The sequence below is a fragment of the Nocardioides albertanoniae genome, from assembly GCF_006716315.1.
Lineage (GTDB): Bacteria > Actinomycetota > Actinomycetes > Propionibacteriales > Nocardioidaceae > Nocardioides > Nocardioides albertanoniae.
The window spans coordinates 3,509,726-3,525,518 of sequence record NZ_VFOV01000001.1; the positions used below are offsets into that span (position 1 = coordinate 3,509,726).

Consider the following 15,793-nt stretch of genomic DNA (forward strand, 5'->3'; position numbering starts at 1 on the left):
CTACCGGGCCCTCGCCGCGTCGTTGTGAGTCACCTGTAAAGATCTACCCTGATGCCCGCACCTGCACCCGGTTACGTCGTCCTGCTGCCAGTCAAGCCGCCCGCGCGCGGCAAGTCGCGGCTGGTCGGTCTGGCGTCGCACGAGCGGGCCGATCTCGCCCGCTCCTTCGCGCTCGACACCACCGAGGCGTGCCTGGCGACCGCGGCGGTCGGTGCGGTCCTCGTCATCACCGACGACTCGTTCTTCGCCGCCGAGGTCGCCCAGCTCGGCGCCGCCGTCATCCCCGACGGGGTCAGCGGCGACCTCAACGGCACCCTCGTGCAGGGCTCGCTCGAGGCCCGCCGCCGGTGGCCGCACCTTCGGCCCGTGGCCCTGTGCGGCGACCTGCCCGCGCTGCGCTCGGCCGACCTCGGCGCGGCTCTGGCCTCGGTGGGTGCTGGTGCGGCGTACGTCGAGGATGCGGCGGGTGGGGGCACCACCCTCTACACCGCCCCCTATGACCGTTTCCGGCCCGCGTTCGGGCCGGGTTCGGCCGCCGCTCACCTCGACGGCGGCGCGGCGGCCCTGCCGGGTGCCCTCGACTCGCTGCGACACGACGTGGACACCCTCGAAGACCTCGAAGCCGTACGCCGATTGGGGCTCAGGCCGCGCACCGCGCTCGCGTCGACGCGGGTCGCCAGCCTCGGCTGAGGCCTGCTAGGCGTCGCTCGACGGCTTCTCCGGGCTGGGGTTCGTGCTCGTCGGCGCGGCGGGCGCGGTCGACGATCCCGTCGAGGCGTCGCTCGAACCGGCCACCGTGGGAGCGCTGGTCGAGCTCCCGCCGGGTGTCGACTTCTTCGCGGGCGCCTTCTGGGCCGGTGTCTTCTTCGCGGTCGCGGTCTTCGTGGCGGCCGTCTTCTTCGTGGCGGCCGTCTTCTTCGTGGCGCTCTTCTTGGCTGCGGTCTTCTTGGCTGCGGGCGCCGTCGTCGTGGTCTTCTTCGCGGCGGACTTCTTGGCCGGGGCCTTCTTCGCCGTGGTCTTCTTCGTGGCGGACTTCTTCGCCGGTGACGCCTCGGAGGTCGAGGAGTCGGCGGCGGCCTTGCCGTTCGCCTTCGCGGCAGGAGCCTTCTTGGCCGCAGTCTTCTTGGTCGTCGTCTTCTTCGCGGGGCTCTTGGCCGGAGCCTTCTTCGCGGCAGTCTTCGAGGCGGTCGACGTGGCGGCGCTGGTCTCGGCGGCAGGAGCGTTCTCGGCAGCGGGAGCCTTGGGAGCCGCGGCCTTCTGCTCCGTAGCAGCCTTCTCCTGGGCGGTCGCCTTGCTCGTCGGCTCAGCAGTCTTGGTGGGCTCAGCAGGCTTGGCGGTCTTGTCGGTCTTGGCGGTCTTGGCGGTCTGACGACCCCGACCCTGCACCTTGACCTTGCCGGCGACCACGTCGGAGACCAGCTTGGCAGCAGGCTTGGGCACGAGCTTCCCGGCCGTGCCCTTCACCGCGTCGACGACCTTCCCGGCCTGCTTGCTCGCGTCAGATACTCGTTTTCTCACCATCCAAGGGACCTTAAGGCATGCCGGTGCATTCAAGAAGGCATACCGACAGCATGTGAACACGTAGAATTCACCTGATCTCTCCTGATAGGGACGCCTCGCCACGGATACCGTGAATCCTCGGTCCGGACGAGGAAGGCACGACCATCACCGACGTACACATCGACGAGAAGCAGCCGCACGTCGCGCCCGAGGAGCCGCACCCGACGATGCGGCACAGCCGCGCCGGCATCGTGTTCTCCGGCTGCGTGGCCCTCGCGCTGGTGGCGTCGGTGGCCTGGCTCGCCATCCACACGACCCGCCTCGCCGAGGGTCGCGCCGACGCCGATGAGGCCACCCCCGCGCCGCCGGCCCCGACCGTACGCAACAGCGCGCCCGCGATCCCGTCGGCCTACGCCGATCTGCCCGTCGGACCGGCCACGACCCTGCCGTTCATCGATGCCGCCGGGCGGCTCCAGCTCGGCGCGAAGCCGCAGAAGGTCTTCGGCAGCCAGATGAGCGTAGCCGGCTGGACGGTGCTGATGTACGAGCGCGCCGACCGGCCCGGGCCGGTGTGGATCGCCCGCCGCGGATCGCCGACCATCCAGGTTCCCGGGCTGTGGACCCAGCCCGTGCTCAGCAGGGACGGCACCCGGCTCTACGCGCTCCAGCAGACCGGCGACGAGACCTCCGCGCTGGTCGCGGTGGACACCACCAGCGGCGAGGAGACCGACCGCCTCCCCCTCGAAGGGGCACCCGTCGCCACCCAGCTGGTGGGCACCGACCGCACCCGCGCCTACTTCCGCACCGGCATCGTGCCCGCACCGCCGGCCGTCCCGGGCAGCGACGAGGAGCTGGCCGTACGCCGGCCTCCGGTCAACGCGTGGAAACCCGGCGACGCCACCCAGAAGATCTCGCTGCCGCTGGGCTACCAGGATCTGATCCCGCTGCGCCGTGGCGTGCTGCTGCACAATCCCGGCGAACCCGAGACCCGCTTCGCCGCCATCGAGGCAGACGGGTCGCTCACGCAGCCGGGCGTGGACGCGCCGCTGCCCGGATCGGTCGCCGACTCCCCCGACGGCTCCATCGTCGCCATCGCCCACAACCCCGGCGACCCGGGCATGACCGGCTACGCCCCCGAGCGTGGCATCGCCGTCAACATGAGCACGTCCGAGCACATCGACCTGCGCGTGCCCGACTCCGTCGAGAAGGTCCGCGTCGTCGGCTTCGAGTCCGACCGAAGCCTGGTGCTCGACACCTCGGCCGGCTCCGAGTCGTGGTATCTGCGCTGCTGGGTCCACACCGGCTCCTGCGACCGCATCACCGGCTCCTCCAGCACCGCAGAGGGCCGCCAGATCCACCTCCCCTGACCCCTACCCACAGGTCGAGAAGTCACTTCTGCAGGCCGAGGCGTCACGTCGGTGACTTCTCGACCTGCAGAGGTGACTCTTCGGCCTCAGGCGTGCTGGGTGACTGGCTTGAAGGAGGGACGAGTGGCTTCGTACGTGGCGATGTCGTCCTCGTGGGAGAGGGTGATGCCGACGTCGTCGAGGCCCTCGAGGAGGCGCCAACGGGTGTAGTCGTCGATATCGAAGGAGTCTTCGATGGCGTCGGGGCCCTCACCGGCTCGGACGGTGCGCGACTCCAGGTCGACGGTGATCGTCGCGCCGGGGTTGTCCTCGAGGTGGTCCCACAGCCGCTGGACGACCTTCTCGTCGACCTTGGCGGCGACCAGGCCGGCCTTGCCGGAGTTGCCGCGGAAGATGTCGCCGAACCGGCTCGAGATCACGACGCGGAAGCCGTAGTCCATCAGCGCCCAGACGGCGTGCTCACGCGAGGAGCCGGTGCCGAAGTCGGGGCCGGCGACGAGCACGGAGGCCCCGGCGTACGCCTCGTTGTTGAGCACGAAGGTCGGGTCGTTGCGCCAGGCGGCGAACAGACCGTCGTCGAAGCCGGTGCGGGTCACGCGCTTGAGGTAGACCGCGGGGATGATCTGGTCGGTGTCGACGTTGCTGCGGCGCAGCGGCACGCCGACGCCGGTGTGAGTGGTGAACTTGTCCATGATGGAGGCGCTCCGTGGTCAGGCTCGGGCGAGAGCGATGTCGGTCGGGGACGAGAGGGTGCCGCGCACGGCGGTGGCGGCGGCCACCTCGGGCGAGACCAGGTGGGTGCGGCCGCCCTTGCCCTGGCGTCCCTCGAAGTTGCGGTTGGAGGTCGAGGCGCTGCGCTCGCCGGGAGCGAGGGTGTCGGGGTTCATGCCCAGGCACATCGAGCAGCCCGCGCCGCGCCATTCGGCACCGGCGTCGAGGAAGACCTTGTGCAGTCCCTCCTCCTCGGCCTGGAGACGCACCTTGGCCGAGCCCGGCACGACCAGGAACCGGGTGCCGTCGGCGACCTTGTGGCCGGCGATGATGTCGGCTGCCGTACGCAGGTCCTCCATGCGTCCGTTGGTGCAGGAGCCGAGGAAGACGGTGTCGATGTGCACCTCGCGCATCGGGGTGCCGGCCTCGAGGCCCATGTAGGTCAGCGCCTTCTCGGCGGCGATCTTGGCGTCGGCGTCCTCGAAGTCGTCGGGGCTCGGCACGGCAGCGCCCAGCGGCACGCCCTGGCCGGGGTTGGTGCCCCAGGTGACGAACGGGGTGACCTCGGCGGCGTCGATGACGATCTCCTTGTCGAAGACCGCGTCGTCGTCGGTGACCAGCGACTTCCAGTGCGCGACGGCCTGGTCCCACTCGGCGCCCTTCGGGGCCTCGGGCTTGTCCTGGATGTAGTCGAAGGTGGTCTCGTCGGGCGCGATCAGACCGGCCTTGGCGCCCCACTCGATCGACATGTTGCAGATGGTCATCCGGGCCTCCATGGAGAGATCGCGGATCGCCTCGCCGCGATACTCCACGATGTAGCCCTGGCCGCCGCCGGTGCCGGTCTTGGCGATCAGGGTCAGGATCAGGTCCTTGGCGCTGACGCCCTCGGGCAGCGCACCGTTGACCGTGACCGCCATCGTCTTCGGCTTGTCCTGCATCAGCGTCTGGGTGGCCAGCACGTGCTCGACCTCGGAAGTGCCGATCCCGAACGCGATCGCGCCGAACGCACCGTGCGTCGAGGTGTGCGAGTCGCCGCAGACGATGGTCATGCCCGGCTGGGTCAGCCCGAGCTGCGGGCCGACCACGTGGACGATCCCCTGCTCGGCATCACCGAGAGGATGGAGACGTACGCCGAACTCCTCGGTGTTCTTGCGCAGCGTCTCGACCTGCGTGCGGCTGACCGGGTCGGCGATCGGCTTGTCCCAGTCGAGGGTCGGGACGTTGTGGTCCTCGGTGGCGATGGTGAGGTCGGGGCGGCGCACCTTCCGGTCGGCCAGCCGCAGGCCGTCGAAGGCCTGAGGGCTGGTCACCTCATGGATGAGGTGAAGGTCGATGTAGAGGAGATCAGGCTCTCCCGCGGTCGACCGGACGACATGCTCGTCCCACACCTTCTCCGACAAGGTCCTGCCCATGACATGTTCTCCATCTGGCATGTTGGTCTGTAGTGGCCGGTGGCGGTTCGTGCATCGAGTCAGACGTTCAGTCTCGCAGTCTCAGAGCACTGTCAGATCCGCCACTTCCAATCTGCTTCGACGAGCCTAACGTTGCATCTCAGGTTCTGAGAAGTTAGTCTTGCGATATGGACAGTTCCAGCGGTGTAGGCGTGCTCGACAAGGCCGCCCTTGTGCTCACAGCCCTTGAGTCGGGCCCGGCGACCCTCGCGGGTCTGGTGGCCGGGACGGGCCTTGCCCGACCGACCGCGCACCGGCTGGCGGTCGCCCTCGAGCACCACCGGCTGGTCGCCCGTGACATGCAGGGACGCTTCGTGCTCGGCCCCCGCCTGGCCGAGCTCTCCGCCGCCGCCGGCGAGGACCGGCTGCTCGCGACCGCCGGGCCCGTGCTGGCGCGTCTGCGCGACATCACCGGCGAGTCCGCCCAGCTGTGGCGCCGCCAGGGCGACTTCCGCGTCTGCGTCGCCGCCGCCGAGCGCCCCTCCGGCCTGCGCGACACCATCCCGGTCGGCTCACAGCTGACCATGCGCGCCGGGTCGGCCGCCCAAATACTGATTGCGTGGGAGGACCCCGAGCGCCTCCACCGTGGCCTGCAGAACGCCGCCTTCTCCGCGGCCGCCCTCTCCGGCATCCGTCGCCGCGGCTGGGCCCAGTCGATCGGCGAGCGCGAGGCCGGTGTCGCCTCGGTCTCTGCCCCCGTACGCTCCCCCGGCGGCAAGGTCATCGCCGCCGTCTCCGTCTCCGGGCCCCTCGAGCGCCTCAGCCGCCAGCCCGGCAAGATGCACGCGCCCGCCGTGCTCGCCGCCGCCGACCGACTCTCGGAGTCGTTGCGGCGGGCCGCGGCGGAGTAGCGACGCGGAGATGTTCACCGAGGTATCTCGGTGAACATCTCAGCCGCAGATCCGCCGCACCGCCTCCCGCACCGCCCCGAAGTCCTCGGCACGCGACTGCCCCTCGGCGGACTCGAGGATCGCAGCGACGCCGTAGTCCTCGAAGAGCGGCGCCCTGGCCTCCTCGAGATCGCCCGCGACCAGCGCGACGACCCCGGCCGGGGTGCTCTCGGCGAAACGTACCGACCAGGTCGGCTGCTGGAGCCCGCCGACGCGTTCGATCGTCGTCTTCGCCTCGTCGCTCGAGACGTCCTTGTCGCAGGTGAGCCGGCCGTCGACGACCAGCTCACCGACGCTCCCGCTCCTGCTCGCGGCCGTCGCCGAGCTCACCGGTGGCGACGACTCCTCCCCGCACCCGGCGACAGCGACGAGGCAGGCCAGGACAGCCGGGAGCACCACCGCAGTCGTACGCCACATCGGTCTCGCCATCAGAACAGCGCGCCGCTCTCCAGGCCCAGCAGCGCGGTCTTGCGGTCCAGACCGCCGGCGTAGCCGGTGAGCGAACCGTCAGCGCCCACCACACGGTGGCACGGGATCACGATCGGGATCGGGTTCCTGCCGTTGGCGAGCCCGACGGCACGGGCGCCGTGACCGGTCATCGAGAGGCGGCCGGCGATCTGCCCGTAGGAGCAGGTGGTGCCGTAGTCGATCTTCTGCAGCTGATCCCAGACCCGCTCCTGGAAGGCGGTGCCGGCCGGCGACAGCGGGAGGTCGAAGGTGGTCCGGTCACCGGCGAAGTACTCCGCCAGCTGTCGGGCACACTCGACGAGCAACGGGTCGTCGTCGGCCCGATCCCCGCGCACGCGGCCGTCGGCGTAGTCGGCGGGCATGAATTCGATCGCGGTGATCGCGCCGTCGTTGGCGACCAGCCTCAGCTGGCCCACGGGCGATTCGACGAGAGTCCACATCAGAGTTCCTCCACAGCAGTCAGTGATGTCCATAGGTAGAGCAGGGCGTAGGAACGCCAGGGGCGCCACGCGGCGGGGTCCGCGTCAGCGGCATCCAGCACGTCGAGGGCTCGTTTGATGCCGAGGTCGGTCGGCAAGAAGATGTCGGGGTGCCCGAGCGCGCGCAGGGCGACGTAGTCGGCGGTCCAGGGGCCGACCCCGGGCTGACTCATCAGCTGCTCGTGCACGACGTCGCGGTCGGTGCCACGGTCGAGCTGGAGCTCACCGGCGGCAAGAGCGGACGCGAGCCCGGTGACCGCGCGGCCCCGGGCGCGCGGCATCGGCAGGCCGGCCGGGTCGGCGGCGGCGAGCGTCTCCGCGGCCGGGAAGAGGTGGGTGAGGCCGTCGATGCCGGTCGCGATCGGGCGTCCGTGCTCGGCGACCATCCCGGCCAGCACGGTGCGCGCGCCGGCCACCGAGACCTGCTGGCCCACGATCGTACGCAGTGCCAGCTCGCCCCCGTCGACGGTGCCGGCCACGCGCAGCCCCGGCAGGGCCGCGGCCAGCGGCCCGATGACCGGGTCGTCGGCGAAGACGTCGGCCACCGCGAGCGGGTCGCAGTCGGCGTCGAGAAGACGCCGGGCGCGCTCCACGGCCGCGGTGGTGTCGCGCAGGTCGGCGAGCTCGAAGGTGGCATGGACGAACCCCGTCTCCCCCGCGGGGATGTCGGTGAGCTCGATGCGCAGCGTGCCCGGCCCGTTGGGAAGGTCGAGCGTGCGGGCGAACCACCGCCGCCCCTCCGCGACCCCGGCGGCCTCGACACCCGGCACCAGGTGGTCACGCAGGAAGGCATGCAGCGCCCGGCCGGCGAACGGCGTACGCACCGCGAGGCGTAGCGCGATCGTGCCGTCGGCGTGACGGCGGGCCCCACGGCGGCCACGGAGATCGGTGGGCGAGGCCGCATAGACCTCGCGGACGGTGTCGTTGAACTGGCGCACGCTCGAGAAGCCCGCCGCGAAGGCGATGTCGGCGAAACCGAGCTCGGTGGTCTCGACCAGCGTGCGGGCGGTCTGCGCCCGTCGGGCCCGCGCCAGGGCGAGCGGCCCGGCGCCCAGCTCGGTGGTCAGCAGCCGGGTCAGATGACGCGGCGAGTAGCCGACACGATGGGCCAGTCCTTCGACGCCCTCACGATCGACGACGCCGTCGGCGATCAGCCGCATCGCGCGCCCGGCGAGCGAGGCCGCCACATCCCACTCGGGGCTGCCCGGCGTCGCGTCGGGGCGGCAGCGCTTGCACGCCCGGTAGCCAGCCGCCTGGGCGGCCGCCGCGGTGCGGTGGAAGGAGACGTTGACCAGCGCCGGCGTACGTGCCGGGCAGGAGGGCCTGCAGTAGATGCCGGTGGAGGAGACAGCGGTGTAGAAGATCCCGTCGAAGCGCCGGTCCCGTGAGCGAACAGCGCGGTAGCACGACTCGAGGTCGAGGCCGTTCACGCTCGTTGTTCCGTCCATGTCATCAATATTGCCGTTTTAGACGGTGATTTACGCGCGGAAATCGGACAACGCCATCCTCATGGTTTCACAATGTCGTTACCTGAACCAGCAACCTCTCGGCCCGCTGGAGCGTAGTACCAGGTGGGGGCTGCCGCAGCAGAGCGAGAACCGAGGGGGACCGATGAGGAGCAAGACGTGGTCCGGCACGCGCACGGTCGCGGTGACCGTCGCGGTGACGATGCTGATCCTCGCGGCCGGCACCGGGATCGCCACCTGGGCCTTCTACGGCCACCTCAACCGCAACCTCGACACCAGCGGTGACATCCAGCATCTCCTCGACGGGGCCGACGACAACGACGACGGCCCCCGGCGACCGCTCAACATCTTGATCCTCGGCACCGACGGCCGCGACTGCAAGGGCTGCTCGATCGACGGCGAGAGCGGGGCCGGCGGATCCGACAGCACGATCCTGCTCCACGTCGCGGCCGACCGGAAGTCCGCCTACGGCGTCTCGATCCCCCGCGACGCGATCGTCGACCGCCCCGAGTGCACCACCGAGGACGGCAAGAAGATCGACGAGGCCAAGGACGTCATGTGGAACCAGGCGTACGCGCTCGGCGGCCCGATCTGCACCGCCCGCCAGACCGAGCTGCTGACCGGCGTGCCCTTCGACCACTACATCGCCCTCGACTTCGCCGGGTTCCGCGGGATGGTCGACGCGGTCGGCGGCGTCACGGTCTGCATCCCGGAGGCCATCGACGACAAGGAGCACAACATCTTCCTACCCGCCGGCACCCACAACCTGCGCGGGAAGCAGGCGCTCGACTACGTGCGCAACCGCTCCTCGACCCCCAACGCCGACCTGGGCCGGATGCGACGCCAGCAGTACTTCCTCACCACCCTGTCCACCAAGGTCCTCTCGGCCGACACGTTGACCCGCCCGCGCCGGCTGGCGAAGTTCGCCGCCGAGCTCTCCAAGTCGATCAGCACCGACATCGGCTCCGTCTCCGGCCTGGCCGAGCTGGCCGCCCAGATGCGCGAGATCAAACCGACCGGCGTCGAGTTCGTGACCGTGCCCAACGCCGGCTTCCCCACAGGCGACCCCAACTGGGGCCGGCTGCGGATCCTGCCCGAGTCCGACCAGCTGTGGCAGCGGATGCTCGATGACCGTCCGCTCCACGACCCGCGCGACCCGGCGCCCTCGTCCGCCTCGCCGACCACGCCCGCAAACCCCGGCAGCGCTTCGGCCGCGCCGGGCCCCACCGGGTCGGGATCGTCCGCCGGCCCGGGCTCCGAGGCGGCCCCGAGCGACGTACCGGCGGATGCGATGAGCCCCGAGGAGAAGGACAAGGACGCCGCCGACAACGGCCTGTGCGCACCCGCCTGAGCGTGATGTGATCCACTCTCGTCATGACCTACACCACGGTTCCCGTCGGGGTCGGCGCACTCACCTTCGACCAGGTAGTCGCCGTCGCCCGTGACAACGCCCAGATCACCCTCACCGACGAGTCTCTGAACGCGATGGCCACAAGCCGCGCGCTCATCGAGGATCTCGCCCACGACACCCGGCCCCACTACGGCATCTCGACAGGTTTCGGCGCTCTGGCCAACACCTCGATCCCGCCCGAGCACCGCGCCCAGCTGCAGGCCTCGCTGGTGCGCTCGCACGCCGCGTCGTCCGGCGCCGAGATCGAGAAGGAGGTCGTCCGCGGCCTCATGCTGCTGCGCCTCTCGACCCTGGCCACCGGCCGCACGGGCGTACGCCCCGAGGTCGCCTCGACCTACGCCGAGCTCCTCAACGCCCAGATCACCCCCGTGATCGGCGAGTACGGCTCGCTCGGCTGCTCCGGCGACCTGGCCCCGCTCGCGCACTGCGCGCTCGCGGCGATGGGCGAGGGCGAGGTACGCGACGCGTCCGGTGGGCTCGTGCCGGCGGCTGACGCGCTGGCGGCTGCCGGGATCACCCCGGTCAGCCTCCGCGAGAAGGAGGGGCTGGCGCTGATCAACGGCACCGACGGGATGCTGGCGATGCTCATCATGGCGCTCGCCGATCTCGACGACCTGGTCGCCACCGCCGACATCGCCGGAGCGCTCAGCATCGAGGGCCTCCAGGGCACCGACACCGTCTTCGCCTCGGATCTGCAGGAGCTGCGCCCGCACGCCGGACAGGCCGTCTCGGCCGCCAACATCCGCGCGGTGCTGGCCGAGAGCGGCATCGTCGCCGACCACCGTGGCACCGGGTTCACCCGCGTGCAGGACGCCTACTCGCTGCGCTGCGCGCCCCAGGTGCACGGCGCGGTGCGCGACACGATGGCCCACGCCGCCCTGGTGGCCAAGACCGAGCTCGCCAGCGCGGTCGACAACCCGGTGGTCACCCTCGACGGCCGGGTCGAGTCCAACGGCAACTTCCACGGTGCACCGGTCGGCTACGTGCTCGACTTCCTGGCGATCGCCACCGCCGACCTCGCCTCGATCTCCGAGCGCCGCACCGACCGCTTCCTCGACAAGGCTCGCAACCACGGCCTGCCGCCGTTCCTGGCCCACGACCCCGGCGTCGACTCCGGGCACATGATCGCGCAGTACACGCAGGCCGGGATCGTCTCCGACCTCAAGCGCCTCGCCGTGCCGGCGTCGGTCGACTCCATCCCGACGAGCGCGATGCAGGAGGACCACGTCTCGATGGGCTGGAACGCCGCCCGCAAGCTGCGCCGCGCGATCACCGGCGCTCAGCAGGTCGTGGCCATCGAGATCCTCACCGCTGCCCGTGCCATCGACATGCGCGCTCCCGAACGCCCCGGCCCGGTGGGCGCCGCGCTGGTCGAGGAGATCCGCCGGCTCGTCCCCGCTCCTGGGCCCGACCGGTTCCTCTCCCCCGACATCAAGGCCGTCGTCGGCCTCGTCACCGACGGCACCCTGCTCTCCCGGGCGCGCTCGTTGACGTCGGTGTTGTGATGGGGATGCACACAGTCGTGACGGGTGTGACGCCTGATCCACCTCAACCGTCACGTCCGTAACGACTGTGTGCACCAGCAAGGGAGAGATCGTGCCAACGACTCCGGACCGCAGGATCCGTCCAGCCACCGCGGACGACGCGGCCGCGTGCGCGCGCATCTACGCCCCCTACGTCGAGAACACCGTGGTCTCCTTCGAGACCGAGCCGCCGAGTCCCGAGGAGATGGCGCGCCGCATCGAGGCCGCGACCGCCGAGCACGCCTGGCTCGTCCTCGAGGTGGACGCCGCGAACGGCTCCGAGGTGATCGGCTACGCGTACGCCACCCAGCACCGCACCCGCGCGGCCTACCGCTGGGCCTGCGACGTGTCGATCTACCTCGACCAGGACCGTCGCGGCGAAGGCGCGGGCGCCGCGCTCTACACGGCCCTGTTCCGGGCCCTCGCCGAGCGCGGCTACCGCCGCGCCCTGGCCGGCATCGCGATCCCCAACGAGGCCAGCCTCGGCATCCACCGCTCCTTCGGCTTCACCGAGGTCGGGACGTATCGACGGATCGGCTGGAAGTTCGATGCCTGGCACGACGTCACCTGGTTGCAGTTCGATCTGTGAGGGAACGACGAAGGGCCCCGAGTCAGTGACTCGGGGCCCTTCCGTGCGTGGTACCCCCGACCGGATTTGAACCGGCGTTACCGCCGTGAGAGGGCGACGTCCTAGGCCGCTAGACGACGGGGGCTTGCACCTCCTGCACGGACCTTTCGGCCCCGCAGGCAGGAGAAACATTACCTGACGACCTGCCGATCCCCCACATCGGGACCGCCCCGCCGACACCGGCCACCCCGAGACCCACGGCCGGAAATGACGAAGAGCCCGAGTCGATGACTCGGGCTCTTCCTGCGTGGTACCCCCGACCGGATTTGAACCGGCGTTACCGCCGTGAGAGGGCGACGTCCTAGGCCGCTAGACGACGGGGGCTTGCAGCGGGCGAAACCTTAGCGAAGCGCTTCGGTGACTCCCAAATCCTCCGTAGAGGATCCGCTGGGCTACTAGGACTCGAACCTAGAATAACTGGACCAGAACCAGTCGTGTTGCCAATTACACCATAGCCCATCGTATTGCTCGACTTAGCCTCTCAGAGGCCGTCACAGACGAACGATGTCGGTCTCGGAATTGCTCCCTCAACCGAGAGAGAACACTACCGGCGGGGCCCCGACGTACGAAATCGGCACGCCCGAATTCACACCTCGGCGGTCTTCGTCGTGGTCGAGAGGCCGGCAGAGCGCGCAGCCCACACCGTCAGAGCGAGGAAGACGCCGGCCTGCACCAGCGTCACCGGGATCCGCCACCAGGTGCCCTCGCTGGTGTTGAGCACGGTGGAGATGTCGCCGAAAGCCACCGCCATGCCGAGACTGAAGAAGTTGTTGAGCACGTGCATCGCGATGCCCGCCTCGATACCACCGGTGGCGATGACACAGATGCCCGCCATGATCCCGAAGGCGAACCGGTCGAGGAAGAGCGGCAGGTCCTGGGATCCGTGGGCGAAGGCGAAGAGCAGCGCGGTGATCGTCACCGAGACCGTGCGCGAGCCCAGCATCCCGCCGAACAGCGCCCCGAAGGTCTGGAAGATGTAACCGCGGAAGAGGTACTCCTCCCCCGCTGCCTGCAGCGGCGTGAGCAGCACGATCACGAGCACGAAGTCGCGCATGGTGGACGTGTAGGGGTTGAGCGTGCTCGGGCCGACGTCGCCACCTGGGATCGGCAGCCGCGAGGCGATGATGATCGTGACCACCATCGTGACCGCCGCGATCCCGATGCACTGCATCAGCCACGGCCACCGGATCCTGCGCTCGACCGAGGCCAGCCACCCCGGACGCAGCCCGTGCAGCGCCCAGCACAGCAGCATCGCGGCCGGGATCGCCCCGGCCAGCGAGAGCAGCACGAACGCGAGCGACTCCGGAGTCACCGTGCCCACCTCGGAGACGCGAGCCATCAACGTCTCCGCGTCCTGACCGGTGAGCAGGAAGAAGACCTCGAACCCGACCAGCACGACCGCCGGCGAGACGAAGAAGACGCACAGCCCGATCAGGATGAGCCCGACCAACGGCCGCCCCCAGCCGCTGCGCCCACCGCGCTGCACCTGGTAGTAGGCCAACCCCGACGGCGGCTCCATGACCGTGCTCATCTTCCGTGTCCTGACACTGCCTAGGCCTTCCCGAGAACCGCCTTCAGGCGAGCCAGCGTACGCTCCCGCCCGAGCAGCTCCATCGACTCGAACAGGGGCGGGCTGATCCGCTTGCCTGTCACCGCGACCCGCACCGGGCCGTACGCCTTACGGGGCTTGAGCTCGAGGCCGTCGATCAGGGCCGCGGTCAGCGCGTCCTGGATCTCGGCCGTCGACCAGGTCGACAGCCCCGAGAGCGCGTCGTACGACGCCTGGACGACACCGATGCCGGTCTCGTCGAGCAGCTTGGCGGCATCCTCCTCGTCGAGGGCGAAGTCGGCCTCGGTGACGAAGAGGAACCGCAGCATGTCGGAGGCCTCGCCGAGCTTGCCGATCCGCTCGGCGACCAGCGGCATCGCCTGCTCCAGCATCTGCGCGTCGGCGTCGGAGACGGGGTCGGAGACGATGCCGTCGGCCTTGAGGTAGGGAATCACCCGGTGGGTGATCTCCTCGACCGGCAGCAGCCGCATGTGGGAGGCGTTGATCGCCTCGGCCTTCTTGACGTCGAAACGGGCCGGGTTCTTGACCACGTCGGAGATCTCGAAGGCCTCGACCATCTCCTCCATGGTGAAGATGTCGCGGTCGGCCGCGATCGCCCAGCCGAGCAGCGCCACGTAGTTGAGCAGCCCCTCGGGCAGGTAGCCCTCCTCGCGATACTTCAGCGCGTGCGCCTCCGGGTCACGCTTGGAGAGCTTCTTGTTGCCCTGGCCCATGACATAGGGCAGGTGGCCGAACTCCGGCGCCCGCTCGGCCAGGCCGATCTCGACGAAGGCGTCGAAGAGCGCGACCTGACGCGGCGTCGAGGAGAGCAGGTCCTCGCCGCGGAAGACGTGGGTGATCTTCATGGTGGCGTCGTCCACCGGCGCGGTGAGCGTGTAGAGCGGGTCGCCGTTGGCGCGCGCCAGCGCGTAGTCGGGCACGTGCTTGGTCTCGAAGGTCACCTCGCCGCGGACGAGGTCGTCGAAGGTGATCGAGCCGTCGGGCATGCGGAACCGCGGCACCGAGGTGCGGCCCTCGGCCTCGTACGCCTTGATCTGCTCCTCGCTCAGGTCACGGCAGTGGTTGTCGTAGCCCTGAGCGGGCGCCTCGCCCTTGATCCCTTCGGCCTTCGCGGCCTTGTAGGCGGCCAGCCGCTCCTCGTAGCGGGCGGTGGTCTCCTCGCCGGTGCAGTAGCACTCGTAGACGTAGGAGGAGTCGCGCAGCTTCGCCAGGGCGTCGGCGTAGACGTCGGAGCGCTCCGACTGGCGGTAGGGGCCGTAGGGGCCGCCGACCTCGACGCCCTCGTCCCAGTCGAGACCGAGCCAGCGCATCAGGTCGAGGAGGCCGTCGTAGGACTCCTGCGTGTTGCGGGCCTTGTCGGTGTCTTCGATGCGGAAGACGAAGGTGCCGCCGTGGTGACGCGCGAAGGCCCAGTTGAACAGCGCGGTGCGGACCAGGCCGACGTGGGGCGAGCCCGTGGGGCTCGGGGCCATCCGGACCCGGTAGTCCTTGGGCTCGAGGGTGTTGTTCGTCAACGCTGTGCCACCTTGTTCGTCAGAGCTCCGAGCCCCTCGACGAAGATCTCGATCTCGTCACCGGGCTCCATGGGACCGACACCTTCGGGGGTGCCGGTGAGGATCACATCGCCCGGCAGCAGCGTCATCACGCTGCTGATGTGGGCGATCAGCTTCGGGATGTCGTGCACGAGATCCTTCGTGGACCCGTCCTGCACGACGTCACCGTTGAGGAATGTCTGGATGCGTACGCCGGCGGCCAGCTGCTCCGTCTCGACGTCGGTCTCGATCCAGGGACCGAGCGGGCAGAAGGTGTCGTAGCCCTTGGCCTGGGAGAAGTGCTTCGTGCTGCGCTGCACGTCGCGCGCGGTCACGTCGTTGGCGACGGTCATCCCGTAGATGACGTCCTTGACCTTCTCCACCGGCACGTCGCGGCAGATGCGACCGATCACGATCGCAAGCTCGCCCTCGTAGTGGAGGTCCTCGACTCCCGCGGGGCGCTGGATCGCGTCGTCGGGCCCGCACACCGCGGTGTTGGGCTTGAGGAAGAAGAGCGGCTCGGCCGGCACCTCGTTGTCGAGCTCGGCGGCGTGCTTGGCGTAGTTGCGGGCGACCGCGACCACCTTGCTGCGCGGGATGACCGGCGCGAGCAGCTTGACGTCGTCGAACTTGTGGACCTGGTCGGTGAGGTTGACCCCGGAGAACAGCGGGTCGCCCTGCAGCGCGACCACGGTCGCTTCCTCGCTGAGCTGACCGTAGCCGTCGAGGTCGCCGACGACGACGCCGAACTGGGGCTCGCCACCCTTGGTGGTGAATCTGGCGATACGCACACGCTG

At 69.9% G+C, this 15,793-nt stretch carries 15 protein-coding genes and 3 tRNA genes; 6 read left to right on the forward strand and 12 right to left on the reverse strand.

Going from position 1 to position 15,793, the window contains the following annotated elements; translation table 11 throughout:
- The first annotated feature begins 51 nt into the window (after positions 1 to 51).
- On the forward strand, positions 52 to 690 hold the full coding sequence (gene cofC / locus FB381_RS16810) for a 2-phospho-L-lactate guanylyltransferase (RefSeq protein ID WP_141781345.1): 639 nt from the start codon (positions 52 to 54) through the stop codon (positions 688 to 690).
- A 6-nt stretch (positions 691 to 696) separates the two neighbouring features.
- Here cofC and FB381_RS16815 read toward each other — a convergent pair whose 3' ends face one another.
- Positions 697 to 1,521 (reverse strand): hypothetical protein, encoded by an 825-nt coding sequence (locus FB381_RS16815; protein WP_211352470.1) that lies wholly within the window; start codon positions 1,519 to 1,521, stop codon positions 697 to 699.
- A 206-nt stretch (positions 1,522 to 1,727) separates the two neighbouring features.
- On the opposite strand from FB381_RS16815, the gene FB381_RS16820 reads away from it, so the two are divergent.
- The gene (locus FB381_RS16820) at positions 1,728 to 2,867 is read left to right on the forward strand and encodes a hypothetical protein (RefSeq protein ID WP_141781346.1); all 1,140 of its coding nucleotides are present in this window, start codon (positions 1,728 to 1,730) and stop codon (positions 2,865 to 2,867) included.
- A gap of 86 nt (positions 2,868 to 2,953) precedes the next feature.
- Here FB381_RS16820 and leuD read toward each other — a convergent pair whose 3' ends face one another.
- Both leuD and leuC read right to left on the reverse strand, forming a co-directional pair.
- Positions 2,954 to 3,559, reverse strand: a complete 606-nt coding sequence (leuD, locus tag FB381_RS16825; protein ID WP_141781347.1) for a 3-isopropylmalate dehydratase small subunit — start codon at positions 3,557 to 3,559, stop codon at positions 2,954 to 2,956.
- 18 nt (positions 3,560 to 3,577) lie between these two features.
- The gene (gene leuC, locus FB381_RS16830) at positions 3,578 to 4,990 is read right to left on the reverse strand and encodes a 3-isopropylmalate dehydratase large subunit (RefSeq protein WP_141781348.1); all 1,413 of its coding nucleotides are present in this window, start codon (positions 4,988 to 4,990) and stop codon (positions 3,578 to 3,580) included.
- 167 nt (positions 4,991 to 5,157) lie between these two features.
- Between leuC and FB381_RS16835 the strand changes: the two genes are divergently transcribed.
- The gene (locus FB381_RS16835; protein WP_141781349.1) at positions 5,158 to 5,880 is read left to right on the forward strand and encodes an IclR family transcriptional regulator; all 723 of its coding nucleotides are present in this window, start codon (positions 5,158 to 5,160) and stop codon (positions 5,878 to 5,880) included.
- 39 nt (positions 5,881 to 5,919) lie between these two features.
- Here FB381_RS16835 and FB381_RS16840 read toward each other — a convergent pair whose 3' ends face one another.
- From FB381_RS16840 to FB381_RS16850, 3 genes are read right to left on the reverse strand one after another with little or no spacing between them, the layout of a single operon-like run.
- Positions 5,920 to 6,348, reverse strand: a complete 429-nt coding sequence (locus tag FB381_RS16840) for a hypothetical protein (protein WP_141781350.1) — start codon at positions 6,346 to 6,348, stop codon at positions 5,920 to 5,922.
- A complete protein-coding gene (locus FB381_RS16845) occupies positions 6,348 to 6,827 on the reverse strand; it encodes a methylated-DNA--[protein]-cysteine S-methyltransferase (protein ID WP_141781351.1) in 480 nt (159 codons plus the stop codon). The genes FB381_RS16840 and FB381_RS16845 overlap by 1 nt, the downstream gene beginning before the upstream one ends.
- Positions 6,827 to 8,314: an Ada metal-binding domain-containing protein gene (locus tag FB381_RS16850; protein ID WP_141781352.1), complete on the reverse strand. Its 1,488-nt coding sequence runs from the start codon at positions 8,312 to 8,314 to the stop codon at positions 6,827 to 6,829. The genes FB381_RS16845 and FB381_RS16850 overlap by 1 nt, the downstream gene beginning before the upstream one ends.
- Positions 8,315 to 8,477: 163 nt before the next feature.
- Between FB381_RS16850 and FB381_RS16855 the strand changes: the two genes are divergently transcribed.
- The 3 genes from FB381_RS16855 to FB381_RS16865 all read left to right on the forward strand — a co-directional run bounded on the left by FB381_RS16855 (position 8,478) and on the right by FB381_RS16865 (position 11,855).
- A complete protein-coding gene (locus FB381_RS16855; protein ID WP_170225197.1) occupies positions 8,478 to 9,683 on the forward strand; it encodes an LCP family protein in 1,206 nt (401 codons plus the stop codon).
- 23 nt (positions 9,684 to 9,706) lie between these two features.
- Complete coding sequence (hutH, locus tag FB381_RS16860; RefSeq protein ID WP_141781354.1) at positions 9,707 to 11,248, forward strand: histidine ammonia-lyase; 1,542 nt, start codon at positions 9,707 to 9,709, stop codon at positions 11,246 to 11,248.
- Between the two features lie 91 nt (positions 11,249 to 11,339).
- On the forward strand, positions 11,340 to 11,855 hold the full coding sequence (locus FB381_RS16865; protein ID WP_141781355.1) for an arsinothricin resistance N-acetyltransferase ArsN1 family B: 516 nt from the start codon (positions 11,340 to 11,342) through the stop codon (positions 11,853 to 11,855).
- Positions 11,856 to 11,903: 48 nt separating this feature from the next.
- On the opposite strand, the gene FB381_RS16870 is transcribed toward FB381_RS16865, so the two are convergent.
- From FB381_RS16870 to FB381_RS16895, 6 genes are all read right to left on the reverse strand, one after another.
- A tRNA-Glu gene (locus FB381_RS16870) sits at positions 11,904 to 11,979 on the reverse strand.
- A gap of 163 nt (positions 11,980 to 12,142) precedes the next feature.
- Positions 12,143 to 12,218, reverse strand: a tRNA-Glu gene (locus tag FB381_RS16875).
- Between the two features lie 63 nt (positions 12,219 to 12,281).
- Positions 12,282 to 12,353: transfer RNA gene (locus FB381_RS16880), tRNA-Gln, on the reverse strand.
- A gap of 127 nt (positions 12,354 to 12,480) precedes the next feature.
- Complete coding sequence (locus FB381_RS16885; RefSeq protein WP_141781356.1) at positions 12,481 to 13,425, reverse strand: CPBP family intramembrane glutamic endopeptidase; 945 nt, start codon at positions 13,423 to 13,425, stop codon at positions 12,481 to 12,483.
- Positions 13,426 to 13,445: 20 nt separating this feature from the next.
- The gene (gene gltX, locus FB381_RS16890; RefSeq protein ID WP_141782838.1) at positions 13,446 to 14,936 is read right to left on the reverse strand and encodes a glutamate--tRNA ligase; all 1,491 of its coding nucleotides are present in this window, start codon (positions 14,934 to 14,936) and stop codon (positions 13,446 to 13,448) included.
- Positions 14,937 to 14,974: 38 nt separating this feature from the next.
- A complete protein-coding gene (locus FB381_RS16895) occupies positions 14,975 to 15,787 on the reverse strand; it encodes a fumarylacetoacetate hydrolase family protein (protein ID WP_141781357.1) in 813 nt (270 codons plus the stop codon).
- Positions 15,788 to 15,793: the final 6 nt, after the last annotated feature.

Bases quoted from the DNA above. Each gene is read 5' to 3' on its own strand.
- leuC (WP_141781348.1), bottom strand. From the start codon at position 4,990: ATGGGCAGGACCTTGTCGGAGAAGGTGTGGGACGAGCATGTCGTCCGG.
- gltX (WP_141782838.1), bottom strand. From the start codon at position 14,936: ATGGCCCCGAGCCCCACGGGCTCGCCCCACGTCGGCCTGGTCCGCACC.
- cofC (WP_141781345.1), top strand. From the start codon at position 52: ATGCCCGCACCTGCACCCGGTTACGTCGTCCTGCTGCCAGTCAAGCCG.
- FB381_RS16855 (WP_170225197.1), top strand. From the start codon at position 8,478: ATGAGGAGCAAGACGTGGTCCGGCACGCGCACGGTCGCGGTGACCGTC.
- FB381_RS16840 (WP_141781350.1), bottom strand. From the start codon at position 6,348: ATGGCGAGACCGATGTGGCGTACGACTGCGGTGGTGCTCCCGGCTGTC.
- FB381_RS16845 (WP_141781351.1), bottom strand. From the start codon at position 6,827: ATGTGGACTCTCGTCGAATCGCCCGTGGGCCAGCTGAGGCTGGTCGCC.
- FB381_RS16850 (WP_141781352.1), bottom strand. From the start codon at position 8,314: ATGGACGGAACAACGAGCGTGAACGGCCTCGACCTCGAGTCGTGCTAC.
- FB381_RS16885 (WP_141781356.1), bottom strand. From the start codon at position 13,425: ATGAGCACGGTCATGGAGCCGCCGTCGGGGTTGGCCTACTACCAGGTG.
- FB381_RS16815 (WP_211352470.1), bottom strand. From the start codon at position 1,521: ATGGTGAGAAAACGAGTATCTGACGCGAGCAAGCAGGCCGGGAAGGTC.
- FB381_RS16835 (WP_141781349.1), top strand. From the start codon at position 5,158: ATGGACAGTTCCAGCGGTGTAGGCGTGCTCGACAAGGCCGCCCTTGTG.
- leuD (WP_141781347.1), bottom strand. From the start codon at position 3,559: ATGGACAAGTTCACCACTCACACCGGCGTCGGCGTGCCGCTGCGCCGC.
- hutH (WP_141781354.1), top strand. From the start codon at position 9,707: ATGACCTACACCACGGTTCCCGTCGGGGTCGGCGCACTCACCTTCGAC.
- FB381_RS16820 (WP_141781346.1), top strand. From the start codon at position 1,728: ATGCGGCACAGCCGCGCCGGCATCGTGTTCTCCGGCTGCGTGGCCCTC.